Raw genomic sequence first — 17,630 nt, 5'->3', positions numbered from 1 at the left:
TGATTTCGAGTTGGTCTTGGGTTGGTCTCGAATTGGTTTTTGGTTGCTTTCGGGTCGGTCTTGGGTTGGTCTTGGGTTGGTCTTGGATTAGTGGAGGGAGTTTTGCCTCGGGGCGATGGCTGTTGCAATTTTATGCGGTTTTTCGCATTCGTTGGCATGATGGGGAGCGAATTACGGCGTTTTATGTGGTTTTTCGCATATATCCAGCATTTCCGGCCGGATGTTCCTCCACGAATGCGATTTTTCACATATAATCGTCCAAACCGCCGGTTTCCGTGCTGCGCGAATGTGATTTTTCACATAAAATACGGCGTTCATCCGTATCGGTGGCAGGGGATCCGCGGCTTAGCCTGTAGACCCGCTGATATTTAAATAAAGCTCCCCAAGGGGAGCTTTATCGAATAGACGTCGGGTATGTTGGAGCCGGGATCGCGTGGCCGCGCTTGGCTTCAGCTCCAGCCTCAGCGTTAGCCTTAACCTTAGCCCTTGTCCGGGGCCGGGTCGACGCCGAAGCGGCCGAGTCTCTCAAGCGCGAGTTTATAGCCGTCGTTGCCGTAGTTGAGGCAGCGCTTCACGCGCGAGATCGTCGCCGTGCTCGCTCCAGTCTCGGATTCGATCTGATTGTACGTGTTGCCCTTGCCCAGCATTCGAGCTACCTCCAATCGCTGCGACAGCGATTGAATCTCGTTGACCGTACACAGGTCGTCGAAGAAGACATAGCATTCCTCGACATCCTTCAAGGTCAGAATCGCTTCGAAGAGCTGGTCGATGGATTTATCGTTCAGTTTCTTCAACTGCATAGCCAGGCCACCTTTGTATGTCGTCAAAATTGCTTATACCCTTTTATTGTACTGCGTTTCTTCGCTTTTTTCAAACTTTACCGTGTTCACGCGTCAGAGGGTTGAATTCCGCCGCAACCGGGGCAAACGTCTATACGCAACCGCCCTTCCGCGCATATCCTGTAGCATAACGTTCCGTATGTCGCCATCAAGGGAGGTGGAAGCCAGATGAAGAGGGATGTGCAAGGCAGCGTGCCGCAGCCGGACAACTGGATGGGCTCGCCGCTGGATGGAATCGGCCCCGGGGGCTATGCCGGTTACCCGGGAATCGGCGGCGATACGGCGGCGACGAATGCGTTCGTCGGACCCCCTCCCGCGGCAGGCCTGCCGGTGCAGGTGCTCCCTCCCGCCGCTCCGCAAGCCGCTTCGCCCCTCAAGGGCTTGCTCAATAACTTCAACCTGAACGACCTCAAGGGAATGCTTGATCGGATGGGCGGGGTTGAAGGCTTGCTCTCGAACGTGGGCAAGGTTCAGAAGTTCATGACGACCGTGCAGCAGATGGCTCCGCTGATCAAGCTGTTCATGGGCAAGAAGGGCGGCTCGTCGGACGACGACTCGGAGGATTCGTATCGCCCGCGCCGAAGACGCCGGCGCAGACGCCGTTCCTCGAACAGAAGAACGAGGCGTTACGGTTCCGGCTCCGGTTCCGGTTCGAGGGAGCGCTATCGTCGCAAGGGCGGGTCCAAGGGCAAACGAAGGGCAGGCAACAATCGTCGGTAGTCCGAATAATTACGAGGGGCCGCCTCGCAAGTCGTTGACTTGCGGGACGGCCCTGATTTCGTTGTTCCGGCGTCGGCGTCAGCATCTTCCCTCTATGCGCCAATCATTGATATGATGAAGCTATCATTATTGGGCGATACCCAGGAAAGGAGAAGTTCGATGTTCGTCCAGCGGCTTGAATTCTCGTTCGCCTTCTCGCACCGCCCCGGCACCGCGGTCCCGTTCCACCGTCATGATTGCTTCGAGCTCGTCTATTACCTGGAAGGGGCAGGCGACGGCGTGATCGACAATACGTCTTATTCCTACTCGGCCAACACCTTCAGCTTGATTCGGCCTGCCGTCTACCATAACGAGAGCCACCGCGAAGAGACCGATCTGGTTTGCATCGGATTCCTTGCGCATGAATACCCGGACCTGTCGCGGCTTCTTGCCAACGGAACCTATGCGGACCCTTCCTGCCAGCTGCTGCCCATCGTCAGCAAGATGAAACGGGAGCTGCTCAACCGAAGCCTGCGTTTCCAATGGAAGCTTGAGCTCCTATTGAACGAATTCCTGATCGAATTCGAGAGAACTCGTACGCAGCAGTTCATCTCGAGCTCGTTCGACTATATCGAGAATTACATTCACGAGAACTTCAACCAGGATATTCATCTTCCTTCGCTCGCCAGAATGTCGGGGTACAGCTACGACCACTTCCGCCATCTCTTCAAGCTGAAGACGGGAGAATCCCCTTGGAATTACATCATAAGCAAACGAATCGAACACGCCAAGAAGCTGATGCTGTCGACCGACTTGTCGATGAGCTCGCTCTGTCAGGAATGCGGCTTCACGAGCAGCTCCCAATTCTCGGGAACCTTCCGCAAGCTGACGGGGCTTACCCCGACGGAGTTCAAGCGCAAGAACTTCATCCTGTAAAGGGATGACCTGCAGTTCGATGATCTAAGCTTCGGATTCTCTGGGCACCAGCTTCCGGAACAGATCGCGGAAGACGAGGTCCCGGTGCAGGTAGTACACGTAACGAATCCAATGCCGCCGCTCGTCCTTGCTCCAGCGCATGTCTTCGGACAAGACCGGGCTGTGGATCAGCACGCTGGGGGCGAAGGAATCGTCAATCAGATAAGCGATCGTCGCGATATCCCAGATAACGCGGGAGTAGGCGTAATGGTCGTCGTTGCAATCCCGGAACGTGTCATACAAGTACTGCCCGATCGGCCCGCTGTCCTTCACGAACTCCCGGATCTCGGACAGCGTCGTCAGCAGATGAGAGCTGACGCCCATGCACGGGAGGAGCACAAGCGGTGCGCCGCTGTTCAGAATCAGGGAAGACGCCGCGTAATCCTGCATCATGTTGAATTCGTTCGTATCCGTCCATTCCAGCGCGTGGCCTCCCAGCCAGACGATGACGATGCGCGAAGCGATGGACGGTTCCATGAGCAGCGCGGACGCCACATTCGTGATCGCTCCGATGGAGACGACGTACAGCGGATCGTTCTCGGGGCTCTCCAGCGCGCGCTTCACGAGGTCCTTCGCCGCTTCGCTTGCGACGGCCGTATGCGAATCCGGCAAGTAACGGTCGGACCCGCGAAGAATCGGCACTCCCTCCGCCTCGGGCAGCAGCTTCGCGATTCGTTGCAGTTCCCGGTAGCTTTTCTCCATTCCGTCCTTCGGTCCGTCCGATCTGTCGTTATGGAACGGGGCGGCATAGAGCGCCTCCACCTTCATTCGTTCCGGGGACTTCAAGGCGTAAACGACCGCGAATTGGTCATCGATCTCGTTATACGTATCCGTGTCCAGCACGATGCGAATCTTGCCTTCGGGCCGGGCGAGCCGGCGGAGCAGTTGCTCCTGGCTCAGCTTGGGCGTTGCACTGTTCGGTTGCGGGTTCAAGGTCATTGGCGGTTGCCTCCAGTGGTCTCATTATGGATTGCTGCCGATTGCTGTTGACTGCCGAATTCCTCCTCTATTGTAAATCAATCCGTCTCGCGAATATGTCAATATTCGGGGGAAGTATAGCGGGATTTGGCTGACCATGGGCAAGCGACGGGGGCGGGATTGTTCCATGAAGGCGCGAAGTATTTAACCTATATAGGGGGTTGGGGGCGGAGCATGGATTACACTTCAACGACGGAAGCGGCGGTTATGGAACGACAGCGGTCTGAAAATACGATAGCGGCGGGTCCCCGTCATAGCGTTGGTGTTAGAGCGGATGGGACGGTGTCGGCCGTGGGCGATAATAAATACGGCCAATGCGAGGTCAGCGGCTGGCGCGATATTGTTGCGGTTGCGGCCGGCAATGTTCATCTGGCGACGAACACGGGGAATGCCCATACGATCGGTCTAAAATCGGACGGCACGGTGGCGGCGGCAGGGTGGAACAAGCATGGCCAATGCCAGGTGAGCGGCTGGTCCGGCATTGTGGCGGTTGCGGCAGGCTGGCGTCGTACCGTCGGGCTTAAATCGGACGGCACGGTCGTTGCCGCGGGCAGGAATGAGCATCGCTGCTGCCAGGTGAGCGGCTGGTCCGATATTGTCGCGGTTGCGGCGGGGTGCGCTCATACGCTCGGGCTTAAATCGGACGGCACAGTGGTCGCCGCGGGCGATAATACATATGGCCAATGCGAGGTAAGCGGCTGGCGCGGCATCCAAGCGGCCGGGAGCTAGCCGATTCGACAGACAACCCCTGTACCCGACCGGCGCGATGCCGATGAATACAGGGGTTGCCGATTGGAAGCTCAATGCTCGTATTCCAAGAAGGGGTCGTCGATGACGAGGCGATGGGCCTCGGCGTCGCTCACTCCCGTGTAGAGCGTTGCCGTGCCGTCGCCGTGACGGACGAGTCCGCCGCTGAAGAGAACGTCCACCAGATCGAGACGCTTCGCCGGCCCGTCCGGGAGCATGTCGCGGGAAGCGATGAGCTTCAGCGGCGTCGCGACACGGCTGACCGGATCGAAGCCGAACGCCATCGGGTAGTAATGGCGGATGTTCCCGTCATCCATGCGGGCGATGTGGCCCAGCACGCCGATCATGCCGTTCCTCAGCAGATGGGCCTCGTTGCCGCCGCCCCATTCCACCTTCAGGAATTGGTCCGGCAGCACGTCGGCTTGCTCCATTCGCTCTTCCGTCAGCTCCTCGAGCCCGGCAATCTCGGTATAGCCGATCATCGCTCTGGCGTCGCCGACCGGCATCGGACGGGTGAAGACGCCGATGCCGCCGCTTGCAAGCTCCACGAGACGAATGTCCTTCATCGTCAGCGGCCCCTTCGCGAACGGCTCCAGATCCGCGATCCGATAACCGCGGTAGAACACGGTGCGCCACGAGGTTACGTAATGAGGATCGTCCCCGTCGAAGTACACTTCCACTCCGCCGAAGACAAGCTCGCCGCGGATAAACGAGACGAACGGGTCCTGCAGATCGAACACCGGCGCCCCCTTCCGCGGCACCCAGCGCCCTTCCCGCTGCACGAAGAACATGATCTGCGAGCGTTCGCTGGCGCGGTCCTCGACACGCCCGGCGATCACGAGCTCGCCGTCGTCCGGGAACGGAGCCGTGATGTTGTATACATCGCGGCCGCTTACCCCGGAGAAGATCAGCTTCTCGCCCTTCCTCTCCGGGCGGTCCTTCTTGAATTGTTCGAATAGAACGGCGCATGACTTGGCCTGACCAACGGATGTATGCATGACGGCCCTCCATTCGCGCGAACGATGAGCTCGGCATCGTCCGTTCGCTTCGTCTTATTGCTCTCTATTATCTAATGGAACAACGCAAAGATCCAGTACAGAATAGCCGCCATAGCGGCAGAGATGGGAATGGTCACGATCCAGGAGACGACGATCCGGCCGGCCGTGTTCCAGCGAACGCTCGAGAAGCGCTTCGCGGAGCCGACGCCGAGAATGGCGGACGTGATCGCGTGAGTCGTGCTGACCGGCAGATGCGTCAGCGTAGCGGAGAAAATAACGGCGGCGCCGCTCAGGTCGGCCGCGAAGCCGTTGATCGGCTCGATCTTGAAGATCTTCGTGCCCATCGTCTTGATGATCTTCCATCCGCCGAGCGAGGTTCCGAGCGCCATCGCGGTCGCCGCGCAGATCTTGACCCACAGCGGCACGTCCAGATGATCCTGGATGCCCCCGGCGACAAGAGCCATCGTGATGATGCCCATCGCCTTCTGGGCGTCGTTCGTCCCGTGGGTGAACGATTGCAGCGCGGCGGTCATGACCTGGCCTGTCCGGAATACCCGGTTGACGTGGCGCGGAGATGAGTTCGCGAATATATGCTTCAGCAGGAACATGACGATATAGCCCAGGATAAAGGCGATAATCGGCGAGACGATCAGGCCGACGATGATGGTGGAGAAGCCGCTGTAATTGATTCCGTTCCAGCCCTCCGAGGCGACCGCCGCCCCGGCCAGCGCGCCGATGAGGGCATGGGAAGAGGAAGAAGGAATGCCCAGCCACCATGTGACGAGGTTCCAGATAATCGCGCCGACAAGCGTCGCGCAGATGACCGTCAAGCCGTGCTCCAGCTTGAACGGGTCCGTCACGCTGCCTCCGATCGTCTTGGCCACCCCGGTGAACATCAGCGCTCCCACGAAGTTCATCGTCGCTGCGAGAATGATCGCGACCCGCGGCTTCAGCGCCCGTGTGGACACGGAACTGGCGATGGCGTTCGCCGTATCGTGGAAGCCGTTGATGAAGTCGAAGGCGAGCGCGAGCAGTACGATGATGACAATGATAAAGGTCATATGATCCATACGGTATCGTCTCTTTCCTATTCTGCGCGATTAAGAATTGCGCATGATGATCGATTGCAAGGTATTGGCGACATCTTCGCATGCATCCGTCGTCTCTTCAAGACGCTCGTACATATCCTTGAACTTGATGAGCTCGATGGGGTCCTTCACATTCTGGAAAAGATGGCTGATGCCTTCGCGCATCAGATCGTCGCCTTCGTTCTCCAGTTCGTTCAGCTTGACGCAGTGGGTCTGCATGGCGAGCAGCTTCTTCTGGGTGAGCAGATTGATTGCGGCCTTGATCTCCAGCGAGGAACGACGCAGCACGTCGCCGAACTTCCGAATGTAGGCATCGGGCTTGTGGATGTGGTACATCGCGAAGCGGGATGCGCACGCCTCGATTCCGTCCAGGACATCGTCCAGCAGCTTCGTGAGCTCCAGAATGTCTTCCCGCTCGATAGGGGTAATAAACACTTTATTTAATTCCGTGAATATCAAATGAGCAAGTTGATCTCCGCGATGCTCGAAATCCTTCATTTCTTTGGCGAATGCTGTCACATTCCCCAAGTCTCCGTCAACCGCGGCCGCGAATCGTTCGACCGTCTCCTGGATTAGGTCGGCCATCTCCTCAAGCGTTTTAAAAAAAATGTCTTTTTTCCGGAACACCAATAGCCCTTCTTTCCCAATAAAGATGCCTTGACTGCCAAGCCCATTTCATATCTTATCACAGCGTTCGACCGCATGGTATAGGGCTTTTCTTAAGGTTCGCCAAGGTCTTCCTTAAAGTTTGACCCAACGGCGGCGACAATAACCGTCCTACGAATCGACACCGTTCGCGAAATTCCTTGTCCCGCTTGCCTTCTCAACCCATTGCCCGGATATTTGATCTGTACGAACCCGCGTCCCGCGAGCTATTCTTAAAGGAAGTTAAAATCCTACAACGGAGGTCTCACCGTCATGACTGCATCATCTTGGAAGTTCGATTTCGGCGTGGGAGAAGCCGCCGCCGGTTACATCAAGGCGACTCCCGCAAGCAGGTACCATCCTTCCGTCGGCTGCGGCTTCACGGGCGAGCCCGACATTGCCGCCCGCGATCGCGGCGAGCCCGACGCGCTCAGACGAGATCTGATCATTCCGGCCGATGCGGAATTCCGCGTCGACGTGCCCGACGGCAGCTATCAGCTCAGCCTGTTGATCGGCGACTGGATTCTGCCGTCCCATACGACGGTTAAAGCGGCGCCGGGCCGGCTGCTGATCTCCGGGCTGCGGACAAGCCCGGGCCAATTCGTGCGCGAGACCGTCTCGGTCCGGGCCAAGGGCGGCTGCATTCGCCTGCAATTCTCCGGCCAGGCCCCGCGCATCAATGCGCTCGAGATCAATGCCGCGCCGCATGCGCTTGCGCTCTTCCTCGCCGGGGACTCGACGGTGACCGATCAGCCGGAGGACGGCTACCCGTATGCCGGCTGGGGGCAGATGCTCGCCGCGTTCCTTAAGCACGACGTCATCATCGCGAACGAAGCGATGTCGGGCCGAAGCTCGAAGAGCTTCATCGGCGAAGGGCGGCTGGATGCCATCTGGGAAGCGATCAAGCCGAACGACTTCCTGTTTATTCAATTCGGCCATAACGACCAGAAGCCGGACGAGGAGCGCTTCACCGACCCTGCGACGACGTACAAGGAGCATCTTCTCCGCTACATCGACGGCGCCCGGGAGCGCGGGGCTCATCCGGTGCTGATCACATCCGTTCATCGCCGCTACTTCGCGGAGGACGGCACGCTGCAGGATACGCACGGGGCGTACCTGACCGCCGTTCGCGAGCTGGCCGCGGAGACGGGCACGCCGCTGATCGACCTGGCCGCCCGCACGAAGTCGCTGCTTGAGGAGCTTGGCCCCGACAATTCGAAGCAGCTCTTCATGTGGGGAGCCCGCGGAGAGTTCGCGAACTTCCCCGGCGGCATCGAGGACAACACCCACTTCCAGGAGCAGGGCGCGATTCGGATCGCAAGGCTCGTCGTGGAAGAGATTAGGGCGCTCGATCTCTGGCCGCTCGCGATGTACATCCGCTAGTCCGATCATGAAGTCGTGAAGTTTTCTCTCTGACATTGACAGTTTTTCCGCCGAAGTGACATACTTTGCATATCCCTTCGATACGTCCGGCGTACAGAGAGGTGGAGCATGGAGAGATTCTTCGGCCTATTCCGTCATATGAAGATCAGAAACAAGCTGACGATCGTCATTGCGATGATCGTCCTCTTCTCGTTCGCCTTTATTCTGATTGCCCAGCAGTATGCCTTCTCGGAATACGACAAGCAGCTTCATTCGAAGTCGTCCCAGGTGTTGAACCTGAGCTCGGCGGCCATCGAATCGCAGCTCAAGCAGCTTGAGCAATTGTCCTTCAACATCGTCTCGGACGTGCAGCTCCAGAGCGTGCTTCGCAGCCTGAAGGCCAGCACCTCGGATTACGACGATCATATCCTGAGACAGGATCTGGTCGATCTGATGATCGGCTACAGCGGCAGCGAACCGTACATCCGCTCCATTCAACTGATCGACTCGCGCGGCGGAGAGACGGGCTCGGGCAACTCCGCCGCGATCTCCTCCACGAAGAAGGCCCGGATCATGCAGCAAGCCGGCGAAGCCGAAGGAGGAATCGTCTGGTTGTATCCGGATGCGAGCGACTCTTCTCTTATTCTCGTTCGCGAGGTCCGTTCCTATATCAATTCGAAGATCGATCTGCTCTACCTGGGCACGCTAATCATTCGGATCGACCTCGATTCCATCGTGCATAAGCTCGCCGTCGGAGACGGGGAACTGTACATACTCTCGGGCACCGACATCGTCTACCCGCAGAAGCCTTCATTTAATCCGACCGAGCTGACGGACAAGCTGGCCGACCGGACGGGCTACTTCACCCGTGAGATCAACGGGGAGACGCAGTTTATCTCCCACAGCCGCTCCTCGTCGACGGGATGGACGTACCTGAACCTCACTCCGTACAACCAGATATTCGAACGCATCCTGTTGATCAAGAAGATCGTCGTGTACGTGTTTGTCGGCATCTTCGTCATCGCCCTCCTGTGGGGAATCCGCTTCGCGCGCAGCCTGACCCGTCCGATCGAGGAGCTGATCGGCCGAATGAAGCTGGCCGAGAAGGGGAACTTCGCGGAAGCGAACGTGAGCGCGGCCGACGACGCGAGCATCGCGATGGACGAGATCGGGCTGCTCCAGCGAACGTTCCGCTTGATGGTGGATCGGATCAACATCCTGATCACCGAGAACTACTCGCACCAACTGCTCATCAAGGAGACTCAGTTCAAAGCGCTTCAGGCCCAGATCAACCCGCATTTTCTATATAACACGCTTGAATCGATCAATTGGCTCGCGAAGATGAACAAGCAGACGCAGATCTCGCAGATGGTCGAAGCGCTCGGCATGCTGCTGCGCAATTCCGTGAGCGTACGCGAGCCGATCGTGACGCTCGGGGATGAGATCGAGATCGTCCGGAGCTACATCACGATCCAGAAGTTCCGCTTCGAAGAACGGCTGGCCTTCTCGCTGGAGATTCCGGAACGCTACCGCTCCCTCCGCATTCCGAAGCTGACGCTTCAGCCGCTCGTGGAGAACGCCATCCAATACGCGCTGGAGCCGTCCATCGGCGTCTGTACGATTACGATCCGCTCTTACGAGACCGAGAGCGGCCTCAGCCTGACCGTCGAGGACGACGGCCCGGGAATGCCTGCGAACACGCTCGCCAAGCTGAGGAGCGGAGAGCTGCAGGCGGGCGGCAAGGGCATCGGCCTGCTGAATATCGACGACAGAATCAAACTCAGCTTCGGAGACGGCTACGGCGTTCAGGTCGAGAATCGGCCGGGGCATGGCACGCGGGTCATCGTTCGCATCCCGAAGCAACCGGAGGGATAATCTTATGTACAGAACCTTGCTCGTCGACGACGAGAGAATCATTCTGGACGGCATCTCCAGCATGATCGATTGGTCGCGCTGCCGCACCGAACTGATCGGCACCGCGCAGAACGGAATCGCCGCCTACGAGAGAATCGTCGCCGACTCCCCGGACATCGTCATCACGGACATTCGGATGCCCGGCCTGGACGGACTGGAGCTCGTCGCCAAGACCCATGCGTCGCACCCGCATATTCGCTTCATCGTCCTGTCCGGCTTCAGCGAATTCGAATACGCGAACCGCGCCATGCAGTACGGCGTGAAGCACTACCTGCTCAAGCCGACGAACGAGCACAAGATCGCCGCGGCGCTCGAAGAGATCGTCGCCGAGCTGGACGCGGCGCAAGACCAGCGGAACTTCATTGCGAATATGAAGCAGCGCTACCGGAAGATCGTCCCTCACGTCAAGGAGCAGCTTCTGAAGGAGTTCGTCACGAACAAGACGTACGGCATCCAGGACCTGAACTACTATCGCGAGCTGTTCGGTTACGATATCGAGCGTCCGGTCCAATTGCTGCTGTTCCAGATCGAAGGAGCGGCGGAGTTCGAGTTCCTGTTCGCCGTCAAGAACATCGCCGAGGACATTCTCGACGCCACCGTTCTCAGCACAACCGTCAGCAATCACGCGCTCATCCTGATCGAGGAGCCGACAAGCGAAGAAGCGCTGCAGGAGCAGCTCAACCGCATCCGTCAGACGTTCCTGCAATATTACAAGCTCGATATCACGATCGCCGTCAGCAGCCTCGGGGAGATGGTCCGCGCCCGCGCGCTCTACCAGGAGACGCTGCAATGCCTGAATTACCGCTTCTATCTCGGCGAAGGCGGCATCATCACGGCTACGGACATCCTGCCGCCGGCCTCGCAGCCGATGGGCGCGATGGGCGACTACGAATTCGACGAAGAGCGAATTCTGCTGCCGATTCGCTCCGGCCATCTTCAGGAGGCCGAAGAGGTGCTGGCCGAGCTGTTCGACCCGCTGCGGAGCGCGCAGCTCGACATCGGCATGGTCCGCACGTACGCGATTCAGCAATTCATCGCCCTGATCCGGCTTGACGACCCGCAGCGGCTTAACGAGAATTACAAGAAGCTCCCGCTCCTGCTGGAGACGAACACGCTTCAGGCGATGCAGGACTTCCTGCTCGCAACCGTTCGGGAGATTACCAAGCGGTACTATGAGCAGAATGTCGTGAAGCATACGAGCATCGTGCGCAAGGTCATCGACATTATCAACGAGCAGCTCGGGAACCCCGATCTGTCTCTGAACTTCGTCGCGGGCGAGATGCTGTACATGAATGCCGATTATCTAGGCAAACTATTCAAGAAAGAGACGGGAGAGAAGTTCTCCAACTTCGTCATGAAATCGCGTATGAAGCTTGCGGCGCAGCTCATCTCCGAGCAATCCGACATCAAGATCTTCGAGCTGGCCGAGCGTCTCGGGTTCGGCGACAACCCCCAATACTTCAGCCAAGTGTTCAAGAAGCAGTTCGGCTGCACCCCATCGGAATACATGAAGGGCTCGGAGAACTCTGGTTTTTGAACAATCAACTCGGTTTTTTGCCTTACCCTCGCCGGTCTAAATCGCGATAATAGACAATGTAAGCAGTTACACCAATTGTCAGAATAGAAGCTTATGTACAACGGGGAGGAAAAAGATATGAAAAAGGCGCTTACGGTACTGTTGTCGAGTTCCCTGGTTCTCGGCTTGGCGGCATGCGGCAACAGCAGCAACAATAACAGCGGCTCCAATGCCGGCTCAAGCCCTTCGGCATCCGGCGGCAGCCAAGCGACGGCATCCGCAAGCAGCAACAACGATCCGGTTACCCTTCGCATCGCCTGGTGGGGCGGCCAATCCCGTCACGATTATACGCTTAAGGTTATCGAGATGTACGAGGAGCTTCATCCGAACGTCACGATCGAGCCGGAATACGCCAGCTTCGACGACTACTGGAAGAAGCTAGCTCCGCAAGCGGCAGCGAAGAACCTTCCGGACATCATCCAGATGGACATCTCCTACCTGAATCAGTACGCGACCCAAGGCCAGATCGCCGACCTGACGCAATATATCGACAGCAAGACGATCGACACGACGAACATCAGCGAATCCGCCATCTCCGGCGGCAAGGTGAACGACAAGTTGTACGCGTTCAACCTCGGCAACAACGCTCTGCTCGCCATGGTAGACAAAGCGATGCTGGAGAAGGCCGGCGCGACGATGCCGTCCGAGAACTGGACTTGGGACGACTTCACCGCTCTCGGCGACAAGCTGAAGGCCCAAGGCAAGCTGCTCGCCGGCGACCTGCGCCACGACGTCTTCTTCCCGTTCTACCTGAGAAGCCAAGGCCAGCATATGTACGCCACCGACGGCAAGAGCCTCGGCTACGACGACGACAAGTACTTCGTCGATTGGTTCACGCAATACAACAACTGGTACCAAAGCGGATACCTGCTCTCGCTGGACAAGCTGGCGCAGAAGAAGGGCACGCCGGAAGACGGCGAGCTCGAGCTCGGCAACGCGGTCAGCACGTGGAACTGGTCCAACCAGTACATCCTGTCTTCCCAAGTCGCAGACCGTCCGCTTGAGATCCTGCCTGTACCGGGCTGGAACGAGAACGGCGCGCTGTTCCTCAAGCCTTCCATGTTCTTCTCGATTGCGGAGAACTCCAAGGTGAAGGAAGAAGCGGCGAAGTTCATCGACTTCTGGGTGAACAACGTCGACGCGAACAAGATCATCATGGGCGAGCGCGGCGTACCGGTCTCTTCCGCCGTCAAGGACGCGCTGAAGGATTCCCTGACGCCTGAGCAGACGAAGGTGTTCGAATATGTCGCTTGGGCCGAAGAGAACGCAACGCAGATGGACCCTCCGAACCCGACCGGCGCGACGGAAGTCGACAAGCTGCTCAAGGAGACCGCCGAGAAGATCATGTACAAGAAAATCTCCGTCGAGGATGCGGCCAAGGAATTCCGCACGCAAGCGAACAAAATTCTGAGCAAGTAATCGCGCGCGGGCTAAGCACGCCCGCCCCCGGCCGAGAGGGGCGGGCTTCACGCGCCGCCCTTCTCGGCAACGCATAGCACGGCCCGACTGCCCAACCGCCCCGCCGCCGGCGATCCCAGATCGCCGCCCGCGGGGCGGTTTTGTGCGCATTGCGCGGGTTGCGGTTGCGGAGGTGCGGTTGTGGAGATTGCGGCGCGCGGCGACGGGCTCCTTGCGGGCGCGCCCGTTCACTCATCGTCTCCCTTCCTCCAACCGTCGATCCCCTTCCACCCGAGTTCCTCTGCTCCTCCCGTTCAGGTGCTCCCTTTTCCCCCTGCAAATTTCTGACCGTTCCCCGCGGCAAGTCGGCTAATTAAACAAAAAGCACGGTTTTTTGCCTTCTGAATGTGCGCTTGACTCGGCATAATAAAAGTATCGACAACGCGCACAACCAAGGGAGTTGAAGTCATGAAGCAGAAGAAGCTGCTGCACAATGACCATATGGTCGGTTATATTTTCTCCGCTCCGTTTATTCTGGGGTTCCTGGTGTTCATCCTGTTCCCGATGGCCTCCTCCCTCTACTACTCGTTCACCGACTACAACATGCTGACCAAGCCCAACTTCATCGGCTTCGATAACTTCACGCGCATGTTCACGGACGACGACAAGTTCTGGAAGTCCGTTCGCGTAACCTTCACCTACGTATTCGCCAGTGTGCCGCTGCGGCTCGCGTTCGCCCTCGGGGTCGCGATGCTGCTGAACCGCTCGATCAAGGGCGTCGGCTTCTACCGTTCCGCGTACTACCTGCCTTCGCTCATCGGCGGCAGCGTCGCGGTCTCGATCCTCTGGACTCAAGTGTTCGGCGACCAAGGCATCATCAACTCGGCGCTCGGCCTGATCGGCATCGAATCGACCAAGTCGTGGATCGGAACGCCGGAGACGGCCATCTGGACGCTCATCGCCCTGGCGGTATGGCAATTCGGCTCCTCGATGCTCATCTTCCTCGCGGGTCTCAAGAGCATCCCGAGGGAGATGTACGAAGCGTCCGGCGTCGACGGCGCGGGCAAGCTTCGCCAGTTCTTCAAAATCACGATTCCGATGCTCAGCCCGATCATCCTGTTTAACCTGATCAACCAGACGATCTCCTCGTTCATGACGTTCACGCCGGCTTACATCATCTCCCGCGGCGAAGGCGGTCCGCTGGATTCGACGCTGCTCTACTCGCTGAACCTGTACAAGCGCGCGTTCGAATACTACGAGATGGGCTACGCGTCGGCCATGGCTTGGATCATGCTGATCGTCATCGGCGTCATGACGTTGATCCTGTTCCAGACCTCGAAGTACTGGGTGCATTACGAGAACAAAGGAGGCAACTAAAATGGCCCTTCAGAGACGCTGGAATAATGTTTTCTACCATATCATCATCGGCGGGCTCGCTCTCGTGATGCTGTATCCGCTTATCTGGCTGTTCGTCAGCTCCTTCAAGCCAAGCCAGGAGGTGTTCACCACCGCGAACAGTCTCATCCCGAGCCGTATCGCCTGGGAGAACTACAAGAGCGGCTGGGCAGGCTTCGCCGGCAACACATTCGCGAACTTCTTCAAGAACTCGTTCATCATCGCGATCCTCTCCACGATCGGAGCGGTCGCCAGCTCCGGCCTCGTCGCTTACGCGTTCACCCGCATCCGCTTCTTCGGCCGCGCGTTCTGGTTCGGCGCAATGATGATGACGATGATGCTGCCGCGCGACGTCACGATTATCCCGCAGTACATCATGTTCTCCGACTTCGGCTGGCTGTCTTCGTTTAAGCCGATTATCGTGCCGCAGTTCTTCGGAGTTCCGTTCTTCATCTTCCTGATCATGCAGTTCATCCGCACCATCCCGCTCGACCTGGACGAGGCGGCCAAGATCGACGGCTGCTCGAAGTACGGCATCTTCTTCAAGGTCATCCTGCCGCTGTGCGTGCCGGCTCTCGTGACCGCGGCGATTTTCTCCTTCTACTGGACGTGGGAAGACTTCTACCACCCGCTTCTGTACTTAAACAAGCCGGACCTGTACCCGGTATCGCTCGCGCTGAAGCTGTTCCTCGACGGCGAATCCCTGAACAACTGGGGCGGCATGTTCGCCATGTCCATCCTGAGCCTGGTGCCGGTGTTCGTCATCTTCTTCCTGTTCCAACGCTACATCGTGGAAGGCATCGCAACTAGCGGATTGAAGTAATTAGTTTGGTTCTGAGTGGGCCCCCTCGATGGTTGAGGGGGCCTTCGCCGATGTGTGGTACTCCATACCACACATTCGCCTGTTGCCCCGATTGCGCGCCGATGTACGGTACTCCATACCACCTGTTCCCCCGACTGCGCGCCGATGTACGGTACTCCATACCACACATTCGCCTGTTGCCCCGACTGCGCGCCGATGTACGGTACTCCATACCACACATTCGCCTGTTCCCCCGACTACGCGCCGATGTATGGTACTCCATACCACACATTCGCCTGTTTTCCCCCGACTGCGCGTCGATGTATGGTACTCCATACCACACATTCGCCTGTTCCCCCGACTGCGCGCCGATGTATGGTACTCCATGCCACACATTCGCCCGTTGCCCCGACTGCGCGTCGATGTATGGTACTCCATACCACACATTCGCCCGTTCCCCCGACTGCGCGCCGATGTGTGGCACTCCATACCACACATTCGCCTGTTCCCCCGACTGCGCGTCGATGTATGGTACTCCATACCACACATACGCCCGTTGCCCCGACTGCGCGCCGATGTACGGTACTCCATACCACACATTCGCCTGTTCCCCCGACTGCGCGCCGATGTGTGGTACTCCATACCACACATTTGCCTGTTGCCCCGATTGCGCGCCGATGTACGGTACTCCATACCACACATTCGCCTGTTCCCCCGACTGCGCGCCGATGTGTGGCACTCCATACCACACATTCGCCTGTTCCCCCGACTGCGCGCCGATGTATGGTACTTCATACCACACATTCGCCCGTTCCCCCGACTGCGCGCCGATGTGTGGTACTCCATACCACACATTCGCCCGTTCCCCCGACTGCGCGCCGATGTGTGGCACTCCATACCACACATTCGCCCGTTGCCCCGATTGCGCGCCGATGTATGGTACTTCATACCACACATTCGCCCGTTGCCCCGTCCGTGCGCCGATGTATGGTACTCCATACCACACATTCGCCTGTTCCCCCAACTGCGTGCCGATGTACGGTACTCCATACCACACATTCGCCTGTTCCCCCGACTGCGCGCCGATGTGTGGTACTCCATACCACACATTCGCCTGTTCCCCCGACTGCGCGCCGATGTATGGTACTCCATACCACACATTCGCCTGTTGCCCCGACTGCGCGCCGATGTATGGTACTCCATACCACACATTCGCCCGTTCCCCCGACTGCGCGCCGATGTGTGGCACTCCATACCGCACATTCGCCTATTCCCCCGACTGCGCGCCGATGTGTGGCACTAAATCCCCCTCTTCGAAGTGCTTAATCTGCGAGTGGGCAATAGATAGGCCATCTTTCTGCCTGTTAATGAGATGATAGGAGTCAGCAGTTTCTTCTCAGACAAGGATGACATGAACGATATCGTTGTCTTAAGACTAATCTTTAGTTCATGAGATACTAATTTAGGAGTTAGCTTCTCCGCATCCGAAGTTGTCGCATAATGCAAAATCGCCCGCTCGTACACGTTCAACTCGACCTTCTCGCCTCCGATCGGGCGGCCCCAGCGGGCGAGCGCCATCAGGATCGTCTGCTTGCAGCGGACGGTCTTGTCCTTCAACCCGTCGAAGGAGAAGCGCAGCAGCTTCCACTCGTCGATCAGCAGCAAATTCTGGCGTTCCTCGTTGTCGTCGAACTTCCAGCGGCTGATCTCTCGCCAGTGCGGACCGAAGCCGTCGGCCTCCAGAAGCAACCCGAATACGGGCGAAGGGAGATAAGCATAGTCGGCATACCTCGTCGTCCCCCTCAAGTCCATAATCTCGTACTCCGGATGAAGATGCTTTAAGCTGCCGACGGCTTGCCACCAGACGTAGGCTAGGATTTTCTCCGCGATGCCGTGCTCCTCGAGCAGCCTCCGCTTCCGTTCCCCGCGACTCTCCTTAACTGCCCGAGCCATCATCTCCGCATACTCGCTCTCGAACGCCGGGTCGAACTTGATGTCGTGCTCCTCCAGCCGTCCGCCCGAAGCCCTCGTCCTCGTGTCCATCCTGCCGCTTGCCTTCTTCGCTTCCACTATCGTCATCCTCCCATCGTTGGATCGGACCCGCCGCAACGCAACAAGCCGCCCATCCCGGATACTCTCTCCGGAACGGACGGCCTGTGCTTCAGGTCCTTATAATATTGAAGATAATGGAAACACATCCAAAATGCAAGCCTC

15 protein-coding genes and 1 pseudogene are annotated in these 17,630 nt (G+C 58.2%); 10 read left to right on the top strand and 6 right to left on the bottom strand.

The annotated features are described in order from the left end of the window. Positions 1 to 479 precede the first annotated feature (479 nt). A complete protein-coding gene (locus E6C55_RS16915) occupies positions 480 to 800 on the bottom strand; it encodes a YerC/YecD family TrpR-related protein (protein WP_136370989.1) in 321 nt (106 codons plus the stop codon). Between the two features lie 207 nt (positions 801 to 1,007). On the opposite strand from E6C55_RS16915, the gene E6C55_RS16910 reads away from it, so the two are divergent. Beyond that, positions 1,008 to 1,559: a hypothetical protein gene (locus E6C55_RS16910; protein ID WP_136370988.1), complete on the top strand. Its 552-nt coding sequence runs from the start codon at positions 1,008 to 1,010 to the stop codon at positions 1,557 to 1,559. A 159-nt stretch (positions 1,560 to 1,718) separates the two neighbouring features. Next, a complete protein-coding gene (locus tag E6C55_RS16905) occupies positions 1,719 to 2,474 on the top strand; it encodes a helix-turn-helix transcriptional regulator (protein WP_168735699.1) in 756 nt (251 codons plus the stop codon). A 24-nt stretch (positions 2,475 to 2,498) separates the two neighbouring features. Here E6C55_RS16905 and E6C55_RS16900 read toward each other — a convergent pair whose 3' ends face one another. Further along, entirely contained in the window at positions 2,499 to 3,452 is a 954-nt protein-coding gene (locus E6C55_RS16900) for a nucleoside hydrolase (RefSeq protein WP_136370986.1), read from the bottom strand. A gap of 213 nt (positions 3,453 to 3,665) precedes the next feature. On the opposite strand from E6C55_RS16900, the pseudogene E6C55_RS16895 reads away from it, so the two are divergent. Continuing rightward, positions 3,666 to 4,217, top strand: a pseudogene (locus tag E6C55_RS16895) (RCC1 domain-containing protein); the annotation flags it as partial. Positions 4,218 to 4,291: 74 nt separating this feature from the next. Here E6C55_RS16895 and E6C55_RS16890 read toward each other — a convergent pair. The 3 genes from E6C55_RS16890 to E6C55_RS16880 all read right to left on the bottom strand — a co-directional run bounded on the left by E6C55_RS16890 (position 4,292) and on the right by E6C55_RS16880 (position 6,954). Further along, positions 4,292 to 5,236, bottom strand: coding sequence for a DUF1861 family protein (locus tag E6C55_RS16890; protein ID WP_136370984.1), 945 nt, complete (start codon positions 5,234 to 5,236; stop codon positions 4,292 to 4,294). A gap of 71 nt (positions 5,237 to 5,307) precedes the next feature. Then, complete coding sequence (locus tag E6C55_RS16885) at positions 5,308 to 6,306, bottom strand: inorganic phosphate transporter (RefSeq protein ID WP_136370983.1); 999 nt, start codon at positions 6,304 to 6,306, stop codon at positions 5,308 to 5,310. Between the two features lie 30 nt (positions 6,307 to 6,336). After that, the gene (locus E6C55_RS16880) at positions 6,337 to 6,954 is read right to left on the bottom strand and encodes a DUF47 domain-containing protein (protein ID WP_211093599.1); all 618 of its coding nucleotides are present in this window, start codon (positions 6,952 to 6,954) and stop codon (positions 6,337 to 6,339) included. A gap of 288 nt (positions 6,955 to 7,242) precedes the next feature. Between E6C55_RS16880 and E6C55_RS16875 the strand changes: the two genes are divergently transcribed. From E6C55_RS16875 to E6C55_RS16845, 7 genes are all read left to right on the top strand, one after another. After that, positions 7,243 to 8,352, top strand: coding sequence for a rhamnogalacturonan acetylesterase (locus E6C55_RS16875; RefSeq protein ID WP_136370981.1), 1,110 nt, complete (start codon positions 7,243 to 7,245; stop codon positions 8,350 to 8,352). A 108-nt stretch (positions 8,353 to 8,460) separates the two neighbouring features. Then, entirely contained in the window at positions 8,461 to 10,206 is a 1,746-nt protein-coding gene (locus E6C55_RS16870; RefSeq protein WP_136370980.1) for a cache domain-containing sensor histidine kinase, read from the top strand. Between the two features lie 4 nt (positions 10,207 to 10,210). Further along, entirely contained in the window at positions 10,211 to 11,782 is a 1,572-nt protein-coding gene (locus E6C55_RS16865; RefSeq protein ID WP_136370979.1) for a response regulator, read from the top strand. A gap of 117 nt (positions 11,783 to 11,899) precedes the next feature. Continuing rightward, complete coding sequence (locus tag E6C55_RS16860) at positions 11,900 to 13,240, top strand: ABC transporter substrate-binding protein (RefSeq protein WP_136370978.1); 1,341 nt, start codon at positions 11,900 to 11,902, stop codon at positions 13,238 to 13,240. A 447-nt stretch (positions 13,241 to 13,687) separates the two neighbouring features. Continuing rightward, entirely contained in the window at positions 13,688 to 14,596 is a 909-nt protein-coding gene (locus E6C55_RS16855; protein WP_136370977.1) for a carbohydrate ABC transporter permease, read from the top strand. Position 14,597: 1 nt separating this feature from the next. Beyond that, complete coding sequence (locus E6C55_RS16850) at positions 14,598 to 15,437, top strand: carbohydrate ABC transporter permease (RefSeq protein ID WP_136370976.1); 840 nt, start codon at positions 14,598 to 14,600, stop codon at positions 15,435 to 15,437. 250 nt (positions 15,438 to 15,687) lie between these two features. Further along, a complete protein-coding gene (locus E6C55_RS16845) occupies positions 15,688 to 16,719 on the top strand; it encodes a hypothetical protein (RefSeq protein ID WP_136370975.1) in 1,032 nt (343 codons plus the stop codon). Here E6C55_RS16845 and E6C55_RS16840 read toward each other — a convergent pair. Then, positions 16,716 to 17,486 (bottom strand): DNA-binding response regulator, encoded by a 771-nt coding sequence (locus E6C55_RS16840; protein WP_136370974.1) that lies wholly within the window; start codon positions 17,484 to 17,486, stop codon positions 16,716 to 16,718. The genes E6C55_RS16845 and E6C55_RS16840 overlap by 4 nt on opposite strands. Positions 17,487 to 17,630: the final 144 nt, after the last annotated feature.

Origin of the sequence: Cohnella fermenti (genome assembly GCF_004801405.1) — a bacterium.
GTDB lineage: Bacteria > Bacillota > Bacilli > Paenibacillales > Paenibacillaceae > Cohnella > Cohnella fermenti.
The sequence above is the reverse complement of the archived record's forward strand: the minus strand, read 5'-3'. Positions and strand labels throughout refer to the sequence as shown.